We start from the raw sequence: 17602 nt of genomic DNA, 5'->3' as shown, positions 1-17602 counted from the left end.
CGGTCGGCCGTCGGGCCTCGACCGGTCAGCCGTCGGACTCCGGCGACGGGAGGTAGGCGCCGGGTACGTCGTTCGGTGCGTAGATCTTCTTCTCACCGGGGTACGGACGAGCCCAGTTGTGGGTCTGGTACCAGGTGAGGTGGTTCATCTGGGCCGGGTTGGCGTAGTCGGGGATGGCGTGGGAGCCGGTCAGGTGCTGCCTGGACTTCCAGGCGTCCCACGCGGCGGCCAGGGACTTCTTGTCCGCCGGTACCTTCGCCGACGGTACGGCCGCCGCCTTGGGGTCCTGGGCGGCGGGGGTGTCCACGCCGCAGGGCGGCGGGGTCTTCAGGCCGTCGGTCAGCGAGGTGCGGTTGGGCAGCGCGGTGAACGGCGTGTAGTCGGGGTGCCGGGTGAACGCGCCCCGCATGGGAGTGGCCGCGCTGTCCTTCTGGTTCATCGGGTGGATCCCGAGGATCTGCTCGACGGTGCGGATCATCGTGATCTGCGAGTAGTAGCGGCTGTCGACGGTGCCGTGCTGGGACCAGGGGCTGATGATCTGGACCGGCGCGCGGTGCCCGTCGACATGGTCCAGGCCGGCCTGGGAGTCGTCCTCGACGACGAAGATCGCCGAGTCCTTCCAGTACCTGCTGTGCGAGATCCTGTCGATGATCTTGCCGGTGGCCAGGTCGTTGTCGGCGACCTGGGCGGCCGGGCCGGCCGGCCCACCGGTGTGGTCGCTGGAGAGCCAGAACATGTTCAGGTTCGCCGGGCCGTTCTTCTCGAAGTCCTGATTCCAGATCTCGTACCGGTAGAGGTCCGGGACGCTGGTGTCGAACTTCGGGAACCCGGGCACCGACACGCTGTTGAGCGACGGGATCGGTGAGGAGGACTTCAGGGGGTAGGCGGTGGCCTGGCCGGTCGCGTTCATGTTCTTGGCGTCGCAGTACAGGTTCTGCCAGCTGGCGCCCGACGGCTTGGTCAGGAACTGCTGGAACTCGCCGAAGTCCCGCACGCTCTTGCCGGCCGCCTGTGCGCCCGTCCACAGGAAGCCGGTCTTCTGGTGGCCGAGGGCGTCGTCCTCGGTGTCGTAGCTGCGCGCGTACTCGCCGGCCGAGGACTCGGTGTACTCGGGGTTGTCGGCCTGCATGAGCCAGTTGTGGCCCTCGGCGGAGTTGGTGCCGATGTCGTAGGTGTTGTCGTACAGCCCGAACTGCCGGGCCAGGGCGTGCTGGTTCGGCGTGACGTTCGCGCCGAACTGCGTCAGCGACGGGTCGCCGTCGCCCTCGGGTACGTCGCCGAGGACCTGGTCGTAGGTGCGGTTCTCCTTGACGATCAGGAAGACGTGCTTGATCGTCGAAGGGTCGCCGATCCGCGCCGGGACCGGCTGCGGCTCGGCGTTGCGGTGGCCCCTGGCCGACGCGACGGAGCCGGCGCTCCAGCCGTTCTGCCGGAAGACCTTGGCGGTCTGGGCGCGGATGACGCGGTCGCTGGGCAGGGTGAACTGCGTCAGGCTGGAGGTCGTGTCGTGGGTGGCGTGGCCGGCGCTGTCGGGGCGGCGGGCGTCGATGCCTCGGGTGTGGGAGACGACGACCTTCTTGCCCACGGTGGTGATCTCGGCGGGGAAGTAGTCCGTCGGGAGGAGGCCGAGGTAACTGACCGGCTCCTGCGGGGACTTGTAGCGGTAGACGGCGACGGCGTCGGCCCGGCCGAGCGTCACCAGCAGGTGCCCGTCACCGGTGAGGGTCACGGCGTCGGGCTCGTAGCCGACCGAGGCCTCCGGCCACGGCTGGGTGGAGATGGTCTGCACGACGTGGTCGTTGGCGGTGTTGATGACCGACACGTTGTCGTCGGCGGTGTTGGTGACGAACACCGCGCCGCGCCGGGCGTACACGGCGGTCGGGTGCAGGCCGACGTCGATCGTGCCGACCGCGGCTGACGCGTCGGCCAGGTCGATGACGCTGACCGTGCCGGTGGTGGTGGCGCCGGTCTCCGGGTCGGCCGGCACCTGCGTGCCGTAGGAGTTGAGTGTGGAGTCCCCGGCCTTCGCGGGCCGGCCGCCCTCGTTGCTGACGTAGAGCTTGTCGCCGACCCGGGCCATGCCGCGCGGGGCGTTGCCGACCGCCCAGCTCCGGGTGACCGCCCCGGTCGCCGCGTCGATCGCCACCACCCGGTTCTGGCCGTTGACCGCCGCGTACACGGTGGAGCCGTCGGCGGAGAACACCGCCGCGGCGACCAGGGCGTGCTTGCTGCCGTCGGCCGGGATCCTGACGGTCACGGGGTCGGCGAGCGTGCCGTCCGCGTTCACGGTGAACCTGGTGTAGCCGTCGGCCTGGCCCAGCCACAGCTGCTTGCCGTCGGGTGAGTACGTCGGACCTTCCTGGCCGACGGAGCCGCTGCCGATGCGCAGGTCGTCGGCGGCGTTGGTGCCGACACGCTGCTTGATCCGCCCGGTCGCGAGGTCCACGACGACCAGCGCGGCGTCGCCGTCGGTGACCGCGGCGGCGAGGTGGCCGCCGTCCGGGCTGACCGTCGACGACATGATCTTGCCGTCGTCGATGACGAGGCGGTCGCCGAAGGGAGCGAGGTACTGGTCGGCGGAGACGGCCTGGCCCCTGTGGGTGACCTGGCCGACCTGGTCGGTACCGAACTGGCGGGTCTCGGCGACGGCGGTGCCGGTGGCCAGGGCGGCCGTGGTGATGCATGCCGTGACCAGCGTGGCCCGGCGGCTGACACGTCTGCCCAGCAGGTCGTAGTACTTCTTCTCGGCCTGCCTGCGGCGGCGTGCTATCTGCATGACGTCGTTCCCTTCGGGAATGCGGGGACTTCGGGGGGTGGCCGGAGAGAAGAGATCAGGGGGTCGGGGAGCCCGGGGAGGCGGAGAGCAGGTCGACGTTGCCGTCGAACTGCCACAGCGGGTTCGGTGCGTCTCCGGTCGAGGTCCGCACCAGGAAGTAGCCGTTGACTTCCTTCGGCCCGTCGCCGTCGGCGACGAACCGCCCGTCCGCCGTGATGTCGAGCTGGTAGACGGCCGACCCGGTGGCCGCGGCGCCCGGCAGATGCCAGGAGACGACGCACCGCCAGTCGTTGCCGGCGCCGTGGGCGCCGTCCTGGACACCGGCCTTGGTGCACGCCGCCGCCGTCTTCAACTGCCCTTCGGTGACGGCGGGCCGGTGGAGCTGGTCGGTCTGTGTGCGGTACAGGTGGGCGAACTCCGTGGCGAGTGAGTTCTGCACCTTGGCCTGCTCGATCCCGGAGCCGGTGGCCGTGGTCGTCGCCGCCACGACCGCGACCGTCACGCCGAGCAGCCCCGCGAGCGGCAGGGCGGCCGTGCCGACCGCGTGGCGTGCGGAGCCGTCGTCCGTGGGGTTGGTGAAGTCCCGCCGCAGGAAGAGGACACAGGCCAGCGCCGTCGCCGTCACGGCCCACAGGAGACCGACAACGATGCCGATGAGGAGCGGAGCGAGCTGCGCCGGGCCGGTGAACAGGCCGTTCCAGGTGAGGAAGGCGTCGCCGGGCAGGGCGAGGCGTACGGCGACCGGGAGCGGCAGCATCTGGGCGAGCTGCATCGCCAGTGCGACGATCGCGGGCAGCAGCAGACCCATCGGGGAGCGGCCGAGCACGACCGACCCGAGGAGCCCGATTCCGGCGAGGGCCAGGGTCGGGGCGAGCACACAGGCCCAGGCCAGCAGGACCGTGCCGGCGGCGTCCCCTGGCGCGAGCAGATGGCCGTCGAGGCCGACCAGTGGCCGGTTGCCGACGGCCAGCAGCCCGCCGACCGTGCTGGAGACGGCCAGTCCGGCCACGAGCAGCAGGATGACGGTGAGACCGGCCAGTGCCTTCGCCGCGAAGATCCGCCGGGGCGAGCGGACGGCGACGAGGAGGTGGCGCCAGGTGCCGAACCGGTCCTCCGCGGCGAACACGTCGCCGGCGACGACGGAGGTGAGCAGCGGAAGCGCCCAGGTGCCGGCGAAACCCAGCGTGACCAGCGGCCCCGCCCACCCGGTGGCGTGCATCCAGCGGCCGAAGAGGGTGTCCGTGGGCAGCGTGCTCTGCGCGCTCACCCCGGCCACGAACAGCGCCGGCGCGATCCAGCAGGCGAGGAGCAGGAGACGGATCCGCCACTGGGCGAGGAGCTTGACGACCTCGAAGCGGTAACTCCGGGCAACTGTGACACGGCGTGATGCGGGGGTGTGTGCTTCTCCCCGCGGTACGGCGGTCGGCGTGAGGCTTGCGGTTGCGCTCATCGACGGGTCTCCTGCTGCTGGGCGTCGGTCTTCCGCTGCCGGGTGTCGGTCTTCCGCTGCTCGGTCAGGGCCAGGAACGCCGCCTCCAACGGAGAGACCACGGGGGCGAGTTCGCGCAGGGAGACGCCCTCGTGGACGAGCCGCACCACCAGGTCGTCCAGGGCGGCGACCGGCGCGCGCACCACGAGGACCTCCCCGCCCCGGCCTCCGGTGGTGTCGTCGGCCAGACGGATTCCCGGCGCGTCGGCGGCCATCCGGCGAGCGCGTTCCGGGTCGGACGTCAGCAGCCGGTAGTCGAGTTCACGGTTCTCGGCGGCCAGCCTGCCCAGCGGCCCGGAGAAGACGATCCGCCCCGTCGCGAGGATGGTGACCTCGGAACACAGGGCCTCCAGGTCGTCCATGCGGTGGCTGGAGAGCACGACGCTCGTTCCCTGCCGCGCGAGCCGGGTGAGGACGCCGTGGACGTGCTTCTTCCCGGCCGGGTCCAGGCCGTTGCAGGGTTCGTCCAGGACGAGCAGCCGCGGCTTGCCGAGCAGGGCCGCGGCGAGGCCGAGCCGTTGGCGCATGCCCAGGGAGAAGCCGCGGGTGCGGTCGTCGGCGACGTCGGTGAGCCCCACCTGTTCGAGTGCGTCGTCGATCCCGGCCGACCGGGTGTCGTCGCCCCGCAGAGCCGCCAGCGCGGCGAGGTTCTGCCGCGCGGTGAGCGAGGGGTACAGCCCTGGCCCGTCCACGAACCCGGCGACACCGCCGGGCGCTTCGAACGCCCTGCCCACCGGCGTGCCGAAGACCTCCAGACGTCCGCTGTCGGCCACGGTCAGGCCGAGAAGCAGGCCGAGCAGCGTCGTCTTGCCGGCGCCGTTCGGACCGACCAGGCCGTGGATCCGTCCCTGTGCCACATCCAGGTCGGCGCCGTCGAGCGCGACGACGTCGCCGAAGCACTTGGTGATGCCGCGAGCCCGGATCGCCAACTGTGAGTCCATGAGCCCCTTCTTTCGGAAAGCCCCATGGACCCTAGGAAGCACACACGACACTGACAGGAGTCACTGGTTGAACGCTCAGGGAACGGAACCTCAACCGGGTGTCAACTGACGTCCGGCACGCCGGGATCGTCCCGCTCCGTCGGCCGGACCGGACGTCGGCTCCGAAGTCCGTGGCGACGCCGGCGCGGTGACTCGGGCACTCCAGGCAGGCCGGCCCGAGCCCGGCCTTGACCGCTGCCCGCAGCCCGAGGAATTCAGCTCCCTCGTACGAGATGCGCCAAGGGATCCCGGATGCGTCGAGGGCGTCCACAATTTGGCCACGCAGGATGCAGGGTTCAGTGGATGACACCAACGGCAGTCCAGCCTCCGTGCCGTGGACGGGCTGCCCGAACCACGCCATCCGGATACGACCGAGTTCCTCCTCCGCGGCGACCGTCGCCGGGGTCTGCCGCCGAAACAGCAGGGCCAGGCCGAGCTGCCCGGTGGTGACCTGACCGGCCAGCGACTCGCTGGCCCCGTTCGCACGCTCACCTGGGTTTCGGGCAGGCTTGCCGATAGCAGCCGCAGGAACACCGGTAACCGCGAACGCCGCCTGGCTCACCCCGGCCGCCCTCGCCCACCACCTCGCCAGCGGGCTCCACACCCCGGCCGGAACGTTCCACGTCCTCCCCAGCCGTCACGCTTGGTTACTATGCTCACTTCATGACGGACGCCGGAAGCAAGGGCCGCACCGCCATCGACGCACTGGTGGGGAGACAGGGATGACGAGTGTGCCAGTCGGAACTCCCCGGATTCTCCCCAGGGCGGATCGTGGACGTTTCCCGGATGCCGACCCCTTGGGGGTGGCCGTGGAATGCAAGGGTGATGAGGACGGAGGCCTTCGAACATGTTGAGAGAGGTCACCGCCACCCGGTACGTCGAGCCGCTGCGGTCCGGCGGCTCCGTGCCCGGTGTCGTCGAGGCCGACGACCTGGGCACCTACGTCGTGAAGTTCACCGGTTCGGCGCAGGGACACAAGGCGCTGGTCGCCGAGGTGATCGTCGGTGAACTGGCCCGCGCGCTCGGTCTGCGTTTCCCCGAACTGGTCCTCGTCCACTTCGACCCGGTCGTCGCCGCCGAGGAGCCGCACCAGGAGGTGCGGGACCTGCACACCGCGAGCGCGGGGCTGAACCTCGGGATGGACTATCTGCCGGGCGCCCGGGACCTCACCCCGGACATCGCGAAGGTCTTCCCGGTGGACCCGCTGGAGGCGGGGCGGATCGTCTGGCTGGACGCGCTCACCGTCAACGTGGACCGTACGGTCCACAGCTCCAACCTGATGGTCTGGCCCACCCTCGGCACCGTACCGCCGCGGCTGTGGCTCATCGACCACGGCGCGGCCCTCGTCTTCCACCACCGCTGGGACACCACGACCCCCGGCAAGAGGTACGACTTCCGGCATCACGCCCTCGGCCAGTACGGCCCCGACGTCCGGGCGGCCGACACCGAACTGGCCCCCCGGGTGACGGAGGAGCTGCTGCGCGGGATCCTCGCGGGGGTGCCGGACGCCTGGCTGGCCGAGGACGCCGCCTTCGCCACCCCCGACGACGTCCGGGACGCCTATGTGGCCCACCTGCTGGCCCGCGTCCGGCTCTCACCCGAGTGGCTGCCCACCGACTTCCCGGGCCGCGAGGAGCTGGCGGCCGAGGAGGCCGCCCGCGCGGCGAGGACACAAGCGGGCCGCCCGGACTGGCTGAAGGCGGTCCCCGACCTGCACGGAAAGCCGGCGGCGGAACAGGATTGGTCGGTGCACCTGGGATGAGGGAAGCAGTGGAAGCACAACGGGTCCAGATCGAGTACTGCACACAGTGCCGCTGGCTGCCCCGCGCGGCCTGGCTGGCGCAGGAGCTGCTGACCACCTTCGAGAGGGAGCTGACCGAGCTGGCGCTCAAGCCCGGCACCGGCGGAGTCTTCGTCGTCCGGGTGAACGACGAGGTGGTCTGGGACCGCCGTGAGCAGGGCTTCCCGGAGCCGACGGCGGTCAAGCGCCTCGTACGCGACCGAGTGGCCCCGGGGAAACCCCTGGGCCACTCGGAACGCGCGGAGGGCTCCTGAGGCCCCGGACGCGCGTGAGGTCCCCTCCGGAGGGTGGCCGGAAGACCCGGAACGCCGTGAGGGTCAGCGGCCCAGCTGCTCGTACGCCGGCAGGGTGAGGAAGTCGGCGTAGTCCTCGTCGAGGGACACCCGCAGCAGCAGGTCGTGCGCCTCCTGCCAGCGCCCGGCGGCGAAGGCCTGCTCGCCGATCTCCTCGCGGATGGCGTCCAGTTCCTCGGCGGCGACCTTGCGGGCCAGCTCCGGTGTCGCCTTCTCGCCGTTCTCGAACTCGACGCCCGCGTTGATCCACTGCCAGATCTGGGAGCGGGAGATCTCCGCGGTGGCCGCGTCCTCCATCAGGTTGAAGATGGCGACCGCGCCGAGCCCGCGCAGCCAGGCCTCGATGTAACGCATGCCGACCTGGACGGCGTTGACCAGACCGTCGTACGTCGGCCGGGCGTCCAGTGAGTCGATCGCGATCAGGTCGGCGGCCTCGACGCGCACGTCCTCGCGCAGCCGGTCCTTCTGGTGGGGCTTGTCGCCGAGGACCCTGTCGAAGGACTCCATGGCGATGGGCACCAGGTCGGGATGGGCGACCCAGGAGCCGTCGAAACCGTCGTTCGCCTCACGGTCCTTGTCGGCGCGGACCTTCTCGAAGGCGACCTTGTTGACCTCGGCGTCCTTGCGGGACGGGATGAAGGCCGCCATGCCGCCGATCGCGTGCGCGCCGCGCTTGTGGCAGGTGCGGACGAGGAGTTCGGTGTACGCCCGCATGAACGGGGCGGTCATGGTGACCGCGTTGCGGTCCGGGAGGACGAACTTCGCCCCGCCGTCGCGGAAGTTCTTCACGATGGAGAACAGGTAGTCCCAGCGGCCGGCGTTCAGGCCCGCGGCGTGGTCGCGCAGCTCGTAGAGGATCTCCTCCATCTCGTACGCGGCCGTGATCGTCTCGATCAGCACGGTGGCGCGGACGGTGCCCTGCGGGATGCCGACGTAGTCCTGCGCGAAGACGAACACCTCGTTCCACAGGCGTGCCTCGAGGTGCGACTCGGTCTTCGGCAGGTAGAAGTACGGGCCCTTGCCGAGGTCGAGCAGCCGCTGGGCGTTGTGGAAGAAGTACAGGCCGAAGTCGACGAGGGCGCCCGGCACCGGGCGGCCGTCGGCGTCGACGAGGTGGCGTTCGTCCAGATGCCAGCCGCGCGGCCGCATGACGACGGTCGCCAGCTCCTCCGCCGGGCGCAGGGCGTAGGACTTGCCGGTGCGCTCGTCGGTGAAGTCGATGTTCCGGGTGTAGGCGTCGGTCAGGTTGGCCTGGCCGAGGATCACGTTCTCCCAGGTGGGCGCCGAGGCGTCCTCGAAGTCGGCGAGCCAGACCTTCGCGCCCGAGTTGAGGGCGTTGATGGTCATCTTGCGGTCGGTGGGGCCGGTGATCTCGACGCGCCGGTCGTTCAGCGCGGCCGGGGCCGGGGCGACCTTCCAGGAGTCGTCCGCGCGGATGGCGGCCGTCTCGGGAAGGAAGTCGAGCGTGGAGGTGCGGGCGATCTCGGCGCGGCGGTCGGCCCGGCGGGCGAGGAGTTCGTCACGGCGCGGGGTGAACCGCCGGTGCAGCTCCGCCACGAAGGTGAGCGCGGCGTCCGTGAGGACCTCTTCCTGCCGGGGCAGGGGCTCGGCGTCGACGATGGCCAGCGGGGACGGCGCTGGTGCGGACATGAGCTGTCACTTCCTTCAGCGGTGGCACCGGGTGCCAAGTGGCACGAACAGGGCGGAACAGCGCCGGCTGTGCGGTCAGGCGCTTCTGAACAGTGGATAGTAGTTTCCTCATTGTGGAATCTCAATGGTTTGTTGATGTCGAGATTCTCCGGTTCGAGGCAAGGTGGCGCCGAGTGCCACCCCGTTCACTCAAGGTGGCTCAGGTCGGCCTCGGTGTCGATGTCGTACGGCTCGGCGACGTCCGCGCACTCCACGAGCCGGATCGCCGCCGCGTGTTCCGCCAGGTAGGCGCGTGCCCCGCGGTCCCCGGTGGCGGTCGCCGCGATGCCCGGCCAGTGGGCCGCGCCGAAGAGCACCGGATGCCCGCGCGTGCCGTCGTAGGCGGCGGACACCAGCGAGTTCTCGCCCTTGTAGGCACCGAGTACCCGGGCCACCGCGGCGGGCCCGATGCCGGGCTGGTCGACGAGACTCACCAGGGCCGCGCGCACGCCCGTGCCGGCGAGCGAGGCGAGCCCGGCACGCAGGGACGATCCCATGCCCTCGGCCCACCGCGGGTTGTCCACGAGTACGCAGCCGTCCAGTTCGGCGCGCTCGCGCACCTCCTGCGACCTGGCGCCCAGGACGACGTGGATCCGGCCGCAGCCGGCCGCGCGCAGCACCCCGACGGCGTGTTCGACCAGCGGCCGCCCCCGGTGCTCCAGCAGCGCCTTGGGGCGTCCGCCGAGTCGTCTGCCGCCGCCGGCGGCGAGCAGCAGCCCGGCGACATCCCCCTGATGGTCCTGGTTGTCGGTCATGGGTCCTGCATACCCGACGACGGCACAAGCGTCCGGATTTTCGGTGCCGACTCCCTTGGGCTGAATTTCGGTCCGCGCTGTGGCGGTCCGGCGCGGGGTGGCGTTTACTGACCGGCGCACGACGGCGTGGCTGGGGGAGGGCTGTGTTGCGGAGCTTGGGGCAGAGGCCGGTGACCGGCAGCGACGAGGATCCGAGGGTGGCGGAACTGCGGATCGCGGTGTCCCGGCTGCGGCGCGAGCTCGCCGCGCTTCCGGCGGATTTCCCCGACCGGGCCATAGCCGAGGACGAACTGGCGGCCCTGGCCGCGATGGCCACCGGCGGCGCCCCGGAGATCCCGCGCCTGCGCAGGTCCCTGTTACTGATCGCGGGCGCGATCGGCTCGATGAGCGCCCTGGCGAGGGGCCTGACCGGCGTCCGCGAGGCGGTGGACCTCTTCGGCCAACCACCTCGGCAGAGCTGACACTCCAGAGGGCCGGAACACCCCCAGGGGCGCGGGGAACTGCGCAAAAACACCCACCGACCCGCACTCACCCGACGAGCCGCACCACGGCGCCCCCCGACCGCCGGAACGGTGTCAGGGGGCCGGTTGCGGCAACCCAGGGGCGCCGGGAACTGCGCAAAAACACCCACCGACCCGCACTCAGCCGACGGGTCGCACCGCGGCGCCCCCGACCGCCGGAACGGTGTCATGGGCTAAACCAGCCCAACCCAGGGGCGCGGGGAACTGCGCAAAAACACCCACCGACCCGCACTCACCCGACGAGCCGCACCACGGTGCCCCTCGACCGCCGGAACGGTGTCAGGCGGCCGGTTGCGGCAACCCAGGGGCGCGGGGAACTGCGCAGAACACCCACCGGCCCGCACTTGCCGACCGAGCCGCGCCGCACCCCTCACGCGGCCACAGGACCGCTCACGCGCCCGAACTCGCCAGCGCCTGGGACAGTTCCCGGGCGACCTGCTGCAGCATCGGCACGATCTTCTCGGTCGCCGCCTCCGTCACACGGCCCGCCGGCCCAGAGATCGAGATCGCCGCCGCCGTCGGAGACTCCGGTACGGACACCGCCAGGCACCGCACCCCGATCTCCTGCTCGTTGTCGTCGATCGCGTATCCGGCACGCCGCACGTCCGCCAGCGCCGCCAGGAAGCCCTCGGGCGTGGTGATGGTCTTGTCCGTGGCCGCAGGCATGCCGGTGCGGCTCAGCAGCGCCCGGACCTCCTCGTCCGGCACACTCGCCAGCAGCGCCTTGCCCACACCGGTGGAGTGCGGCAGCACCCGGCGCCCCACCTCCGTGAACATCCGCATCGAGTGCTTGGACGGCACCTGCGCCACGTACACGATCTCGTCGCCGTCCAGCAGCGCCATGTTCGCCGTCTCGCCGGTCTCCTCGACGAGCCGGGCGAGGTACGGCCGCGCCCAGGTGCCGAGCAGCCGGGACGCGGACTCGCCGAGCCGGATCAGCCGCGGTCCGAGCGCGTACCGACGGTTCGGCTGCTGGCGTACGTACCCGCAGGCCACCAGGGTGCGCATCAGCCGGTGAATGGTGGGCAACGGCAGCCCGCTGGTCGCGGACAGCTCGCTCAGGCCGACCTCGCCGCCCGCGTCCGCCATCCGCTCGAGCAGATCGAAGGCGCGCTCGAGGGACTGGACCCCGCCCCCGTTGGAGGACTTGGCGGAGTCGGTGGTGCTGGCCTTGGACGTCGGCACGGCACGTTCCTTTCGGGGCTGGCAGGAAGAGCAGCAGCCTACCCGGCAGTCGGTTGACTCCCCGCTGGTACATAGCTACGTTCTGCTTGCTGGAATTGTAATTCCGCTTTGTGGAAACGTCCAGAGCGCGGGGCTCGAAGCACCGCCGGGGAGGGCGCCTCTTGACGGCGATGGAGCGGGAGTGAACACTCCTTCAACAGAACGTTGAATTCCGTTACGTGATGTGCATCCCGTTTTCCGGGCGTAAAACGGCGGTACAGAAAGGGGTTCGGGTGTCCGACGCTGAACTGGTGCTGCGCTCGACGCGCGTCATCACTCCGGAAGGGACGCGGGCCGCCACGGTCACCGTGTCCGCCGGAAAGATCACGGCCGTGCTGCCGTACGACGCCGAGGTCCCGGCCACGGCGCGGCTGGAGGACGTCGGCGACCACGTCGTACTGCCCGGCCTGGTCGACACCCACGTGCACGTCAACGACCCGGGCCGCACCGAGTGGGAGGGCTTCTGGACCGCCACCCGCTCCGCGGCGGCCGGCGGCATCACCACGCTCATCGACATGCCGCTCAACTCCCTGCCGCCGACGACCACGGTGGAGAACCTGCGGATCAAGCAGGACGTGGCCCGGGACAAGGCGCACATCGACGTCGGCTTCTGGGGCGGCGCCCTGCCCGACAACGTCAAGGACCTGCGCCCGCTGCACGACGCCGGGGTGTTCGGCTTCAAGGCCTTCCTGTCCCCGTCCGGCGTGGACGAGTTCCCGCACCTCGACCAGGACCGGCTCGCGCGGTCCCTGGCGGAGACGGCCGGATTCGGCGGGCTGCTGATCGTGCACGCCGAGGACCCGCACCACCTGGCCGCCGCCCCGCAGCACGGCGGCCCCCGGTACGCCGACTTCCTCGCCTCCCGCCCGCGCGACGCCGAGGACACGGCGATCGCCGGCCTCATCGCGCAGGCCCGCCGGCTGAACGCGCGCGTGCACGTGCTCCACCTGTCCTCCAGCGACGCGCTGCCGCTGATCCGCGCCGCGCGCGCCGAGGGCGTGCGCGTCACCGTGGAGACCTGCCCGCACTACCTCACCCTGACGGCCGAGGAGGTCCCGGACGGCGCCAGCGAGTTCAAGTGCTGCCCGCCCATCCGCGAGGCCGCCAACCAGGACCTGCTCTGGGAGGCCCTCGCCGACGGCACCGTCGACTGCGTCGTCACCGACCACTCGCCCTCCACCGCCGACCTGAAGACCGACGACTTCGCCACCGCGTGGGGCGGCATATCGGGCCTCCAGCTGAGCCTGCCGGCCGTATGGACGGAGGCCCGCAGGCGCGGGTACGGGCTCGAGGACGTCGTCCGCTGGATGTCCGCGCGGACCGCCGCCCTGGTGGGCCTCGGGCAGAAGGGCGCCATCGAGGCCGGCCGCGACGCCGACTTCGCCGTCCTCGCCCCCGACGAGACGTTCACCGTCGACCCGGCCCACCTCCAGCACCGCAACAGGGTCACCGCGTACGCCGGGAAGACCCTGCACGGCGTCGTGAAGTCCACCTGGCTGCGCGGCGAGCGGATCGTCGCCGACGGCCGGTTCACCGAGCCGAGGGGCACGCTGCTCAGCCGCCCCCAGTGAGCCACCCCCCCCCGCACCCGCACCCCGCCGAGCCCCGAAAGGACCCCCTGATCACCGTGACGGCGACACCCAGCTTCACCGGCGACGCGAACCCCTACGGAGGCGGCGACCCGTACGCGGACTACCGCACCGCCGACTTCCCGTTCACCCAGTACGCCGATCTCGCCGACCGGCAGCTCGGCGCCGGTGTCATCGCCGCCAACGACGAGTTCTTCGCCCAGCGGGAGAACCTGCTGGTCGCCGGGCCCGCCGAGTTCGACCCCGAGCACTTCGGGCACAAGGGCAAGGTCATGGACGGCTGGGAGACCCGCCGCAGGCGTGGCACCTCGGCCGGGCACCCCTGGCCGACCGCCGACGACCACGACTGGGCGCTGGTCCGGCTCGGCGCGCCCGGCGTGATCCGCGGGATCGTCGTCGACACGGCCCACTTCCGCGGCAACTACCCGCAGGCGGTCTCGGTCGAGGCCGCCTCCGTACCTGGTTCGCCCTCCCCGGAGGAACTGCTCTCGGACGACGTGAAGTGGACGACCCTCGTCCCGCGCACCCCGGTCGGCGGCCACGCGGCCAACGGCTTCGAGGTCACCGTCGAACAGCGCTTCACCCACCTGCGCCTCAACCAGCACCCCGACGGCGGCATCGCCCGCCTGCGCGTCCACGGCGAGGTCGTGCCCGACCCGAAGTGGCTGGGCGTCCTCGGCACCTTCGACGTGGTCGCCCTGGAGAACGGCGGCCAGGTCGAGGACGCCTCGAACCGCTTCTACTCCCCGGCCACCAACACCATCCAGCCGGGCCGCTCCCGCAAGATGGACGACGGCTGGGAGACCCGCCGCCGCCGCGACCAGGGCAACGACTGGATCCGCTACCAGCTGGTGTCCCAGTCCCGGATCCGCGCCGTCGAGATCGACACGGCCTATCTGAAGGGCAACAGCGCCGGCTGGGCCTCGGTCTCCGTCAAGGACGGGGAGAGCGGCGACTGGACCGAGATCCTGCCGCGCACCCGCCTCCAGCCCGACACCAACCACCGGTTCGTACTGCCGCAGCCGGCCGTCGGCACCCACGCGCGGGTCGACATCTTCCCCGACGGCGGCATCTCCCGCCTGCGCCTGTTCGGCTCCCTCACCGAGGAGGGCGCGACCCGGCTCGCCGCCCGCCACCAGGAGCTGGGCGGCTGACCCGGCGCCCCCACGCGCGCGTGGAGCGCCCCGGCCCGGACAGCACCGGGGCGCTCCTCGCGTCGTCCGCACGGCCCGGTTCCGCGCCCCCGGAACTCTTCCCTCCATCCCGCGCGTTTCTCCCGACGTGACCCTTCAGCAAGAGATCGTCGGCAACGCCATGCAGATGGCGGTCGTCAACCTGCACCCCGGCCAGACCGTGTACTGCGAGGCCGGGAAGTTCCTGTTCAAGACCACGAACGTGACCATGGAGACGCGGCTGTCCGGTCCGTCGAACGGCGGCGGGCAGCAGCAGAACGGCTCGGGCGGCGGCATGGGCGGCCTGCTGCGCCAGGCCATGGGCACCGCCATGCAGGCGGGCCAGCGCATGCTCGCCGGCGAGTCCCTGGCCTTCCAGTACTTCACCGCCCAGGGCGCCGAGGGCACGGTCGGCTTCGCCGGCGTGCTCCCCGGTGAGATGCGCGCACTGGAGCTCGACGGCACGCGCGCGTGGTTCGCGGAGAAGGACGCCTTCGTGGCCGCCGAGTCCACCGTCGACTTCGGCATCGCCTTCACCGGCGGCCGCACCGGCATGAGCGGCGGCGAGGGCTTCGTCCTGGAGAAGTTCACCGGGCACGGCACGGTGATCATCGCCGGCGCGGGCAACTTCATCGACCTCAACCCGGCGGACTTCGGCGGCCGCATCGAGGTCGACACGGGGTGTGTCGTCGCCTTCGAGGAGGGCGTCCGGTACGGCGTCCAGCGCGTCGGCGGCCTCAACCGCCAGGGCATCATGAACGCCGTCTTCGGTGGCGAGGGCCTGTCCCTGGCCACCCTGGAGGGCAACGGCCGGGTGATCCTGCAGTCCCTCACCATCGAGAGCCTGGCCAACGCCCTGAAGAAGGCCCAGGGAGGGGACAAGCAGGGGCCGACCGGCGGACTGTTCTCCACCCACACCGGCTGAGCCGAGGAGTCGGGGTCGCGGGCAGCCCCGAGCACGGAGGGTGCGCGGGGCCCGGCGAGCCCGATCCCGCCCTCCGTGACGACTCCGCCCGAAGACCGTCGCCGCCGGTACGGTGATCGCCCCCGTGCGAGCCGCCGGCGTCTGCGTCCTGCCCACCCGGGGCGGCGGCTCCACCCGGCCCTCGGGTTAACTCCGTGAAAATTCCGTGGACTTGATGGGAAACTCTTCAACCTTGTCGTTGACATGCCAACGTCTACGCGCGTCATCATGAGGTCATGAGATTCCCCCCACGGATCACCCGCATCGGCGCCGCCGGCGCCCTGCTCTCCGCCCTCCTCGTGGGCGGCGCCGTCTCCGCCGCCACGGCGGACGCCACGACCGCCTCGGTCGGCAGCATCTGCTACCGCGCCCTGCCCACGCAGGCCCACGACACCCTGAACCTCATCGACCGGGGCGGCCCCTTCCCGTACCCGCAGGACGGGGTGGTCTTCCAGAACCGGGAAGGCGTCCTGCCCCAGCAGTCCAACGGCTACTACCACGAGTACACGGTGAAGACCCCCGGCTCCTCCACCCGCGGTGCGCGGCGCGTCATCACCGGCGAGGAGACCCAGGAGGACTACTACACCTCCGACCACTACGCCACGTTCGACCTGATCGACTTCGGCTGCTGAGCGGACCGGGTCCCGAGGGAACGGTGCACTCGGCCGAGGGCCCGGCCCGCACGCGGCCGGGCCCCCGGCTCTCCCGGCGGCGAACAGCGCGAAAGCGGGCACCACGAGCCCGACGCTCGCGCGGACCTCGTAGCCGTCGGGGAACCCGCGCCGCCGCACGGTCCACGTGCCGGTGCGTACACCGTGCACCAGGCCCAGCCCGCCCCGCGCCGGGGCGGGCAAGCCGAGAAGTTCCCGTACGTGTGTCACGGCACGACCCTCGCCCCGCGGCTTCCCCCCACGCATCGGCCGCGGGGCGAGTCCGTGCCGCCGTGAGGCCGCCCCCGGCGGGGTGCCGGGCCACCGAAAGTCCACAGTGCTGCGACTTTGGTCGGTGGTCCCGGACGCGAGGTGCCCGCGGGCCCGGGTTCTGCGTAGATTCGTCGACCGTGAGCGATGACGAGCCGCCGATGGTGACGCAAGGGTTCGCGGGCCGCCGTTGGCTGTTCCCCTCCGCACTGGTCCACGAGCTGGACCCGGACGCCCGTGCCTCCGGCCGGCGGCCGCGGCGCACCGCCCGCGACTGGGTCGTCGACTTCTTCTGCTTCCTGCTGGCCCTCGGCCTCGGACTGGCGGCCGCGGCCTCCCTCGACAAGGAATCCGGCCTGCCGCATTTCGTCGCCGTCCTCGACCAGACGCTCGGCGTCCTCTCCTGCGCGGCGATCTGGCTGCGGCGCAGGTGGCCGGTCGGGCTCGCCGTCGCGATGGTCCCGGTCGGGCTGCTGTCCAACACCTCGGGCGGCGCCGCGATGGTCGCCGTCTTCACGCTCGCCGTGCACCGGCCCTTCCGCCATGTCGCCTGGATCGGGGGCATCGACCTCGCGCTGCTCCCGCTCTTCTACTGGCTGCGGCCCGACCCCGACCTGCCCTACGCCGCCGTCGTCGCGTTCGCCGCACTGCTCACCGTCTCGATCATCGGCTGGGGCATGTTCGTCCGCTCCAAGCGGATGCTGATGCTGAGCCTGCGGGACCGGGCCCAGCGGGCGGAGACCGAGGCACTGCTGCGTGCCGAGCAGGCCCAGCGCCTGGCCCGCGAGGCCATCGCCCGCGAGATGCACGACGTCCTCGCCCACCGGCTCACCCTGCTCAGCGTGCACGCGGGCGCCCTGGAGTTCCGGCCCGACGCGCCCCGCGAGGAGATAGCGCGGGCCGCCGGGGTCATCCGGGAGAGTGCCCACGAGGCCCTGCAGGATCTGCGGGAGATCATCGGCGTACTGCGGGCCGGTGAGGCCGACGACGCCGCGGGCGGCCGGCCGCAGCCCACCCTCGCCGCGGTGGAGGCCCTCGTCGCCGAGTGCCGCGACGCGGGCATGAGGATCACCCTCGACCACCGGGTCACCGACCCGGCCGCCGTCCCCGCCTCCGTAGGCCGCACCGCCTACCGCATCGCCCAGGAAGCCCTGACCAACGCCCGCAAGCACGCCCCCGGCACGGAGGTCACGATGCGCGTCACCGGCACCGCGGGCGACGGCCTGACCGTCACCGTCGGCAACCCGGCCCCGCCGTCCCACGTGCCGCCGGTGCCCGGCTCCGGCCAGGGCCTGATCGGTCTGACCGAACGCGCCACCCTGACGGGCGGACGCCTCGAACACGGCGCCAGGGCCGACGGAGGCTTCGAGGTACGGGCCTGGCTCCCGTGGGCGACGACCTGAACCGCACCGGCCGGGCCCCGAACCCG

General features: G+C 71.7%; 15 protein-coding genes. 8 read left to right on the top strand and 7 right to left on the bottom strand.

Annotated features, from left to right (window positions below):
• Nucleotides 1–25 precede the first annotated feature (25 nt).
• From ABVB68_RS23690 to ABVB68_RS23675, 4 genes are read right to left on the bottom strand one after another with little or no spacing between them, the layout of a single operon-like run.
• Entirely contained in the window at nt 26–2776 is a 2751-nt protein-coding gene (locus ABVB68_RS23690; RefSeq protein ID WP_353603116.1) for a bifunctional YncE/alkaline phosphatase family protein, read from the bottom strand.
• 55 nt (nt 2777–2831) lie between these two features.
• On the bottom strand, nt 2832–4226 hold the full coding sequence (locus tag ABVB68_RS23685) for an ABC transporter permease (RefSeq protein WP_353603115.1): 1395 nt from the start codon (nt 4224–4226) through the stop codon (nt 2832–2834).
• Entirely contained in the window at nt 4223–5206 is a 984-nt protein-coding gene (locus tag ABVB68_RS23680; RefSeq protein ID WP_353603114.1) for an ABC transporter ATP-binding protein, read from the bottom strand. The genes ABVB68_RS23685 and ABVB68_RS23680 overlap by 4 nt, the downstream gene beginning before the upstream one ends.
• Before the next feature lie 31 nt (nt 5207–5237).
• Nucleotides 5238–5807: a LysR substrate-binding domain-containing protein gene (locus ABVB68_RS23675; RefSeq protein WP_353603113.1), complete on the bottom strand. Its 570-nt coding sequence runs from the start codon at nt 5805–5807 to the stop codon at nt 5238–5240.
• A gap of 285 nt (nt 5808–6092) precedes the next feature.
• On the opposite strand from ABVB68_RS23675, the gene ABVB68_RS23670 reads away from it, so the two are divergent.
• Nucleotides 6093–7007 (top strand): HipA family kinase, encoded by a 915-nt coding sequence (locus tag ABVB68_RS23670; protein WP_353603112.1) that lies wholly within the window; start codon nt 6093–6095, stop codon nt 7005–7007.
• Nucleotides 7004–7300 carry an Rdx family protein gene (locus ABVB68_RS23665; protein WP_353603111.1) on the top strand — a complete coding sequence of 99 codons (297 nt, stop codon included), beginning with the start codon at nt 7004–7006 and terminating at the stop codon, nt 7298–7300. Before ABVB68_RS23670 ends, ABVB68_RS23665 begins: the two co-directional genes overlap by 4 nt.
• 63 nt (nt 7301–7363) lie before the next feature.
• On the opposite strand, the gene aceB is transcribed toward ABVB68_RS23665, so the two are convergent.
• Together aceB and ABVB68_RS23655 are read right to left on the bottom strand one after the other, a co-directional pair.
• Nucleotides 7364–8989 carry a malate synthase A gene (gene aceB, locus ABVB68_RS23660; RefSeq protein ID WP_353603110.1) on the bottom strand — a complete coding sequence of 542 codons (1626 nt, stop codon included), beginning with the start codon at nt 8987–8989 and terminating at the stop codon, nt 7364–7366.
• Between the two features lie 185 nt (nt 8990–9174).
• Nucleotides 9175–9783 (bottom strand): nucleotidyltransferase family protein, encoded by a 609-nt coding sequence (locus ABVB68_RS23655; RefSeq protein ID WP_353603109.1) that lies wholly within the window; start codon nt 9781–9783, stop codon nt 9175–9177.
• Between the two features lie 143 nt (nt 9784–9926).
• Between ABVB68_RS23655 and ABVB68_RS23650 the strand changes: the two genes are divergently transcribed.
• The gene (locus tag ABVB68_RS23650) at nt 9927–10244 is read left to right on the top strand and encodes a DUF5955 family protein (protein ID WP_353603108.1); all 318 of its coding nucleotides are present in this window, start codon (nt 9927–9929) and stop codon (nt 10242–10244) included.
• A gap of 450 nt (nt 10245–10694) precedes the next feature.
• Here ABVB68_RS23650 and ABVB68_RS23645 read toward each other — a convergent pair whose 3' ends face one another.
• Nucleotides 10695–11489 carry an IclR family transcriptional regulator gene (locus tag ABVB68_RS23645; RefSeq protein WP_353603107.1) on the bottom strand — a complete coding sequence of 265 codons (795 nt, stop codon included), beginning with the start codon at nt 11487–11489 and terminating at the stop codon, nt 10695–10697.
• 272 nt (nt 11490–11761) lie between these two features.
• Here ABVB68_RS23645 and allB point away from each other — a divergent pair, with 272 nt between their 5' ends.
• The 5 genes from allB to ABVB68_RS23620 all read left to right on the top strand — a co-directional run bounded on the left by allB (nt 11762) and on the right by ABVB68_RS23620 (nt 17576).
• On the top strand, nt 11762–13099 hold the full coding sequence (allB, locus tag ABVB68_RS23640) for an allantoinase AllB (protein ID WP_353603106.1): 1338 nt from the start codon (nt 11762–11764) through the stop codon (nt 13097–13099).
• A 56-nt stretch (nt 13100–13155) separates the two neighbouring features.
• Entirely contained in the window at nt 13156–14271 is a 1116-nt protein-coding gene (alc, locus tag ABVB68_RS23635; protein ID WP_353603105.1) for an allantoicase, read from the top strand.
• A gap of 127 nt (nt 14272–14398) precedes the next feature.
• Entirely contained in the window at nt 14399–15214 is an 816-nt protein-coding gene (locus tag ABVB68_RS23630; protein ID WP_353603104.1) for an AIM24 family protein, read from the top strand.
• Nucleotides 15215–15489: 275 nt separating this feature from the next.
• Entirely contained in the window at nt 15490–15885 is a 396-nt protein-coding gene (locus ABVB68_RS23625; protein ID WP_353603103.1) for a ribonuclease domain-containing protein, read from the top strand.
• Between the two features lie 449 nt (nt 15886–16334).
• A complete protein-coding gene (locus ABVB68_RS23620) occupies nt 16335–17576 on the top strand; it encodes a sensor histidine kinase (protein WP_353603171.1) in 1242 nt (413 codons plus the stop codon).
• The last annotated feature ends 26 nt before the right edge of the window (nt 17577–17602 follow it).

Source organism: Streptomyces sp. NPDC096012 (genome assembly GCF_040426375.1).
GTDB lineage: Bacteria > Actinomycetota > Actinomycetes > Streptomycetales > Streptomycetaceae > Streptomyces.
Note: the sequence above shows the minus strand (reverse complement) of the source record. Positions and strands in the feature narration are given on the sequence as shown.

Excerpts from the sequence above, each read along its gene's own strand:
- ABVB68_RS23655 (WP_353603109.1), bottom strand. The coding sequence starts at position 9,783 with ATGACCGACAACCAGGACCATCAGGGGGATGTCGCCGGGCTGCTGCTC.
- ABVB68_RS23625 (WP_353603103.1), top strand. The coding sequence starts at position 15,490 with ATGAGATTCCCCCCACGGATCACCCGCATCGGCGCCGCCGGCGCCCTG.
- ABVB68_RS23680 (WP_353603114.1), bottom strand. The coding sequence starts at position 5,206 with ATGGACTCACAGTTGGCGATCCGGGCTCGCGGCATCACCAAGTGCTTC.
- ABVB68_RS23685 (WP_353603115.1), bottom strand. The coding sequence starts at position 4,226 with ATGAGCGCAACCGCAAGCCTCACGCCGACCGCCGTACCGCGGGGAGAA.
- ABVB68_RS23690 (WP_353603116.1), bottom strand. The coding sequence starts at position 2,776 with ATGCAGATAGCACGCCGCCGCAGGCAGGCCGAGAAGAAGTACTACGAC.
- ABVB68_RS23665 (WP_353603111.1), top strand. The coding sequence starts at position 7,004 with ATGAGGGAAGCAGTGGAAGCACAACGGGTCCAGATCGAGTACTGCACA.
- aceB (WP_353603110.1), bottom strand. The coding sequence starts at position 8,989 with ATGTCCGCACCAGCGCCGTCCCCGCTGGCCATCGTCGACGCCGAGCCC.
- ABVB68_RS23670 (WP_353603112.1), top strand. The coding sequence starts at position 6,093 with ATGTTGAGAGAGGTCACCGCCACCCGGTACGTCGAGCCGCTGCGGTCC.
- ABVB68_RS23620 (WP_353603171.1), top strand. The coding sequence starts at position 16,335 with ATGGTGACGCAAGGGTTCGCGGGCCGCCGTTGGCTGTTCCCCTCCGCA.